Raw genomic sequence first — 5,477 nt, forward strand, 5'->3', positions numbered from 1 at the left:
TAATGGTTTAAATTATAATAAATTAACTTTGAGATTAATCAAAAAAAATTGTTGACAATAAATATTAAATATAGTAAAATAAACATATGAATAAATGTTCATACGTTTAAATAAAATAAATAATAAATTTGATAAATAAAAAATGGAGGTTAAGTTCATGAAAACTAATGAATGCACATTGTTTATTGATGGGGTAGACTGCCCAAATTGTGCTGCTAAGATTGAACGTAAATTAAATACATTGCAAAGGATTAAGGCAGCTACTGTCGATTTCCTTGGGAAACGAGTTATTATAGAATCTGAGAATTTTTCACAAGATGAACTGGCAAAATTTATTCAAGATGAAGTAAGTAAAATTAAGGACGGAGTAAAGATTTCTACTAAAAAGCTTCATGCTCACAGCCATAGTCACTCGCATTCTCATGCACACGCTCACTCCCATGACCATAGCCACTCTCACGCTCATGGAGAAGAGGATACTGATAAAATAAAGAAAAAATTATTAATTGGTGGAATTTTATTTGTTTTAGGAATTTTTATTCCAAAAACTTTATTTATTCCAAAATTAGCTGTATTTCTAATAAGTTATTTCATAATCGGTGGTGATGTGCTGCTGTCTGCTGTAAAAAATATTTTAAAGGGGCAAGTATTTGACGAAAACTTTTTGATGGCGATTGCTACAGTTGGTGCATTTGCTATTGGGGAATATCCTGAAGGTGTGGCTGTTATGCTATTCTATCAGCTTGGGGAACTGTTTCAAGGCATTGCAGTTAATAATTCAAGAAAATCTATTATAGCATTGATGGATATTCGTCCTGATTATGCAAATCTTAAAACTGATAATGGAATAAAAACAGTAAATCCTGAAGAAATAAAAGTTGCTGACATTATTGTAGTAAAACCAGGAGAAAAAGTACCTTTAGATGGAAAAATTATAAATGGAAATTCAACTTTTGACACTTCTGCACTAACAGGAGAATCGTTGCCACGTGAAGCAAAAACAGGAGACAATGTCCTAAGTGGATTTATAAATAAAACAGGGCTTGTGGAAATTGAAGTTGCAAAAGTGTTTTCAGAATCAACTGTTTCCAAAATACTTGACTTGGTGGAAAATGCCAGCAGTAAAAAGTCAAAAACAGAAAACTTTATTACAAAATTTGCAAAATATTATACTCCAGCAGTTGTAATAACAGCTTTAATTATGGCAATTTTCCCTCCATTGTTAATTTCAGGCGCAACATTTACAGACTGGATTTATCGTGCTTTAATTTTCCTTGTTGTATCTTGTCCATGTGCTTTGATTATCTCTATTCCATTAGGGTTTTTTGGTGGAATTGGTGGTGCTTCAAAACACGGGATTCTGGTAAAAGGTGCAAATTATCTGGAAGCACTGAATGATGTGGAAAGTGTTGTTATGGACAAGACTGGAACTTTGACAAAAGGTGTCTTCAAAGTTACTGAAATAAACGTTGAAAATAATGTGAAAATAAATGATTTTGAAAATAATAAAACTGATTTGACACAATCTTTATTGTTAAAATATGCTGCACATATTGAAAAATTTTCAAACCATCCTATTGCACAGTCAATAGTTACTGAATATGAAAATTCTACTGCAAAAATTGATGGAAGCGTTATAAAAGATTTTGAAGAAATTTCAGGATTTGGAATAAAAGCTAGCATAAATAATCATCAGATTTTGGCTGGAAATTCTAAATTGATGAACTTGGAAAATATTAAATTTACTGAAAAAGAAAATTTAGGAACTATAATTTACATTGCATTTGATGGGCAATATATCGGAAATATCCTAATTTCTGATGAAATAAAAGCAGATTCTCCAAAAGCAATCAAAGGGATGAAAGCAAACGGAATCAAAGAAATTGTAATGCTTACAGGTGATAACAATGCAATTGGTAAAAATATTGCTCAAAAGCTTGGTATTGATAAAGTTTTTGCTGAACTGCTTCCAAATGAAAAAGTTGAAAAACTGGAAGAAATTTACAAGACTAAAAGTGAAAAAGGGAAGGTTGTATTCGTAGGAGATGGAATAAATGATGCTCCTGTACTTGCCAGAGCCGATATTGGAATCGCAATGGGAGGTGTTGGAAGTGATGCCGCCATCGAAGCTGCCGATGTTGTAATAATGAACGATGAACCTTCAAAAATCGTAACTGCTATGAAAATAGCCAAAAAAACTAAAACAATTGTTTGGCAAAATATTACTTTAGCATTTGCTGTAAAATTAATAGTTCTAATTCTAGGGCTTTTTGGGGATGCAACAATGTGGGAAGCTGTATTTGCAGACGTTGGTGTTGCCTTGCTTGCTGTATTGAATGCAACTAGAGTCTTGAAATATAAAGTTGATGAAAATTAAAATATAAATAAAAAATCGGAAGAAAATATCTGACAAATTAGATTAACTTCCGATTTTTTTTATAAAAAGAAAAGTTTGCAAATAATAATAAAATTTGCTATCATAAATTTGAGAAAATTATTTGAAAATATTCAATTGCAAGGAGAGATGGCTGTGGGAAATATTATTTCTATGAATGATATGAAAAAAAAGGAAATTCTTGATATTTTAGAGTTGGCAAGAAAGATTGAAGATTGTTCGGAAGAGAAAAAATTAAAATTTTTATATGGAAAAATAATTGCAACATTATTTTTTGAACCAAGTACACGAACAAAAATGTCTTTTGAATCAGCAGCAATGCGATTGGGAGCTAATATTCTCTCATTACCGCCTGTAGAACAGTCATCTGTTCAAAAAGGAGAATCATTTACTGATACAATCAAAATGGTAGAAAGCTATTCAGATTTAATAGTTGTAAGGCATCCGCTTGATGGAGCGGCAAAACTTGCCTCAGAAACTTCAAAAAAGCCTGTGATTAATGCAGGAGATGGATCAAATCAGCACCCTAGTCAGACTTTACTTGATTTATATACAATTCTTGATGAAAAAGGAACACTTGAAAATTTAAAAATAGCATTTGTTGGAGATTTGAAATATGGAAGAACAGTTCATTCACTTGCAAAAGCACTTACACACTTTAATACATCAGTAATGTATTTTGTAGCACCACAGTCATTGCAGATGCCTGAATATTTATTGGAAGATCTGAAAAAAAATGGGATAAAATATGAGATTTTAGAAGATTTTAGGGACTGTCTTGATAAAATTGATGTTTTTTACATGACCAGAATTCAGAAAGAACGATTTCCAGATATTAAGGATTACGAGAAAGTAAAAGGAATTTATGTTATAAATCGTGAAAATATAGTTGGAAAATGTAAAGGAGATATGATAATTCTTCATCCCTTGCCAAGGGTAGATGAGATTGAAACAGATTTAGATGATACAAAATATGCACTATATTTTAAGCAGGCTAAAAATGGTATTCCAGTAAGGCAGGCTATGATGATGACTGTGTTAGACAAAAATAAGGATTTTTTTAATCAAGATACAGAATATAAAAATTCCCAAAATATCAATTATATAAAAAATATGAAATGCAATAATTCAAAATGTATTTCAAATCACGAAAATATTGAGGCAAAATTTATTCATATAAAAGAAGATTCTGAAAAATTAGATGAAAATAATTTGGAAGAAAAATCGAAATATAAATGTTTTTATTGTGAAAAAGTAATTTTGGAAGATGAAATAAAAATTCAATAGTTAATTTAAAAATAGTTTATTAAAGAAAGGAAAAGAGATGCCTAAAATAATTATAGAATCCAAAATATCTTCTAATGGTGCAGGAGATAGGTTTAAATTAAAAATAAATGATGAAAAAATTGTAGAAGTAAAATTTAATGAAAAAACAGAAATTGATGTAGACTATGGAGAACAAATGCTTCAAGTATACAATAATTTTTTAATAAAAACTCCTAAAAAAGTTATAAATGTGGAATCAGATAATCAAAACTACAGAATAACACTTCATTTTAAAGCATGGGGAATTACTTTTGTCTTTCAGATTCTAATGGTAATGTTAATTATGAATTTACATCAGACAGCTGTTTTTATTGCAATTCCAATATTTATTTTAGAAATTTTGACTCTAATTTTTATGGGAATGTTTGAAATAAAAGAAGTTAAAAGGAAGGAAGATTAGAATGGCTAGAATTGATGAGAAAGCAAAAGACAGAATATTTGTTGCACTAGATTATGATAATATGGAAGATGCAAAAAGACTTGTAGAGAAACTTGGAGATAATATTTCAATGTATAAAGTTGGGCTTGAGAGCTATCTAAATACAGACGGGAAATTAATAGATTATTTGCACGAAAAGGGGAAAAAAGTATTTTTGGATTTAAAATTTCACGATATTACGAATACTGTGAAAATGGCTTGTGCGAATGCTATTAAAAAAAATGTATTTATGTTTAATATTCATTGTTCAAATGGAAGCAAAACTATGAAAGAAGTTGCTGAATTGGTAAAGGAAAGTAAATCAGAAAGCCTTTTAATTGGAGTGACAATTTTGACAAACTTGGGTGAAAATGATATTTTTGAAATGTATAAAAGTGATTTAAAATTAGAGGAAATTGTTTTGAATCTTGCCACAATTGCCAGAAATAGCGGAATGCACGGAATTGTGTGTTCACCCCAGGAGTCAAAGGACGTAAAAGAAAAACTAGGAGAGAATTTTGTAACAGTCTGTCCTGGGGTACGTCCTAAATTTACATTAAATGCTGATGGGAAAAGTAATGATGACCAGACACGAATTATGACGCCAGCAGATGCAATAAAACAGGGGGTAGATTTTCTTGTAGTTGGGCGCCCAATAACTAGGGCTGCAAATCCAGAAGAAAGTGCAAAATTAATTTTGGAGGAAATTTCAGAAGCATTATAAAGGACTATTTCAAAGAAATAAAAAATTAAAGTAATAAAAAAAATCAAATTTTAGAATAGAATAAATAGAATTCAAAGATAACTGTATTAAAATAGAGTGTACAAAATTTAAAAAAAATAAGGAGAAAATTTATGAAAAAAAATTTATTGTTATTAACATTGGGAATTTTGGCAGTATGTCAGTTAGGGTATAGTGAAAATACAGATGTTAAAGTTGAAAAAACTCAGATGGAGGATGTAAAACAGACTCAAGAAGAGGTAAAAACAAATGAAACGGAAAATACAGAAAACACAGAAACAGAATTAAAACAATCACAAGAACAAGAAGCAGAAGAAACAAAAGAAACAAATCAAGCACCAAGACAAGTTCAAAAGGAAGCACCAAAAACTAAAAGACTTACTCCAGAACAAGAAAGAAGGTTAGAAGCAAAAGCTAAAAGAAATAAAGAAAAAAACATGACATTAGATGAAAAATTGGATTTACAGATTTTAAAAATGGAAAGATTGCTAAAAAGTTTAGAAGGAAAATAAAAGATAAAGTATTAAGGAAATATGAGTATATCTATAAAACTTAGGAGTAAAACATGGAAGATAACAAGATTATCATTCTAAAAA

Annotated in this window: 5 protein-coding genes and 1 pseudogene; all 6 read left to right on the forward strand. The window is 29.8% G+C overall.

Annotation, left to right across the window (positions count from 1 at the left end; genetic code table 11):
• Positions 1-157 precede the first annotated feature (157 nt).
• On the forward strand, positions 158-2,377 hold the full coding sequence (locus tag Q0370_RS07165) for a heavy metal translocating P-type ATPase (protein ID WP_299573968.1): 2,220 nt from the start codon (positions 158-160) through the stop codon (positions 2,375-2,377).
• A gap of 153 nt (positions 2,378-2,530) precedes the next feature.
• Positions 2,531-3,457: pseudogene (gene pyrB / locus Q0370_RS07170) on the forward strand (aspartate carbamoyltransferase); the annotation flags it as partial.
• Positions 3,458-3,508: 51 nt separating this feature from the next.
• Positions 3,509-3,682 carry a hypothetical protein gene (locus Q0370_RS07175; protein ID WP_299573980.1) on the forward strand — a complete coding sequence of 58 codons (174 nt, stop codon included), beginning with the start codon at positions 3,509-3,511 and terminating at the stop codon, positions 3,680-3,682.
• 37 nt (positions 3,683-3,719) lie between these two features.
• Positions 3,720-4,121, forward strand: coding sequence for a hypothetical protein (locus Q0370_RS07180; protein WP_299573971.1), 402 nt, complete (start codon positions 3,720-3,722; stop codon positions 4,119-4,121).
• 1 nt (position 4,122) lies between these two features.
• A complete protein-coding gene (gene pyrF / locus Q0370_RS07185) occupies positions 4,123-4,863 on the forward strand; it encodes an orotidine-5'-phosphate decarboxylase (RefSeq protein WP_299573974.1) in 741 nt (246 codons plus the stop codon).
• 131 nt (positions 4,864-4,994) lie between these two features.
• Positions 4,995-5,393, forward strand: coding sequence for a hypothetical protein (locus tag Q0370_RS07190; protein WP_299573977.1), 399 nt, complete (start codon positions 4,995-4,997; stop codon positions 5,391-5,393).
• The last annotated feature ends 84 nt before the right edge of the window (positions 5,394-5,477 follow it).

The sequence above is a fragment of the uncultured Leptotrichia sp. genome (assembly GCF_938036635.1).
Lineage (GTDB): Bacteria > Fusobacteriota > Fusobacteriia > Fusobacteriales > Leptotrichiaceae > Leptotrichia > Leptotrichia hongkongensis.

Coding starts and splice junctions, on each gene's coding strand:
- Q0370_RS07180 (WP_299573971.1), top strand. CDS start 3,720: ATGCCTAAAATAATTATAGAATCCAAAATATCTTCTAATGGTGCAGGA.
- pyrF (WP_299573974.1), top strand. CDS start 4,123: ATGGCTAGAATTGATGAGAAAGCAAAAGACAGAATATTTGTTGCACTA.
- Q0370_RS07175 (WP_299573980.1), top strand. CDS start 3,509: ATGAAATGCAATAATTCAAAATGTATTTCAAATCACGAAAATATTGAG.
- Q0370_RS07165 (WP_299573968.1), top strand. CDS start 158: ATGAAAACTAATGAATGCACATTGTTTATTGATGGGGTAGACTGCCCA.
- Q0370_RS07190 (WP_299573977.1), top strand. CDS start 4,995: ATGAAAAAAAATTTATTGTTATTAACATTGGGAATTTTGGCAGTATGT.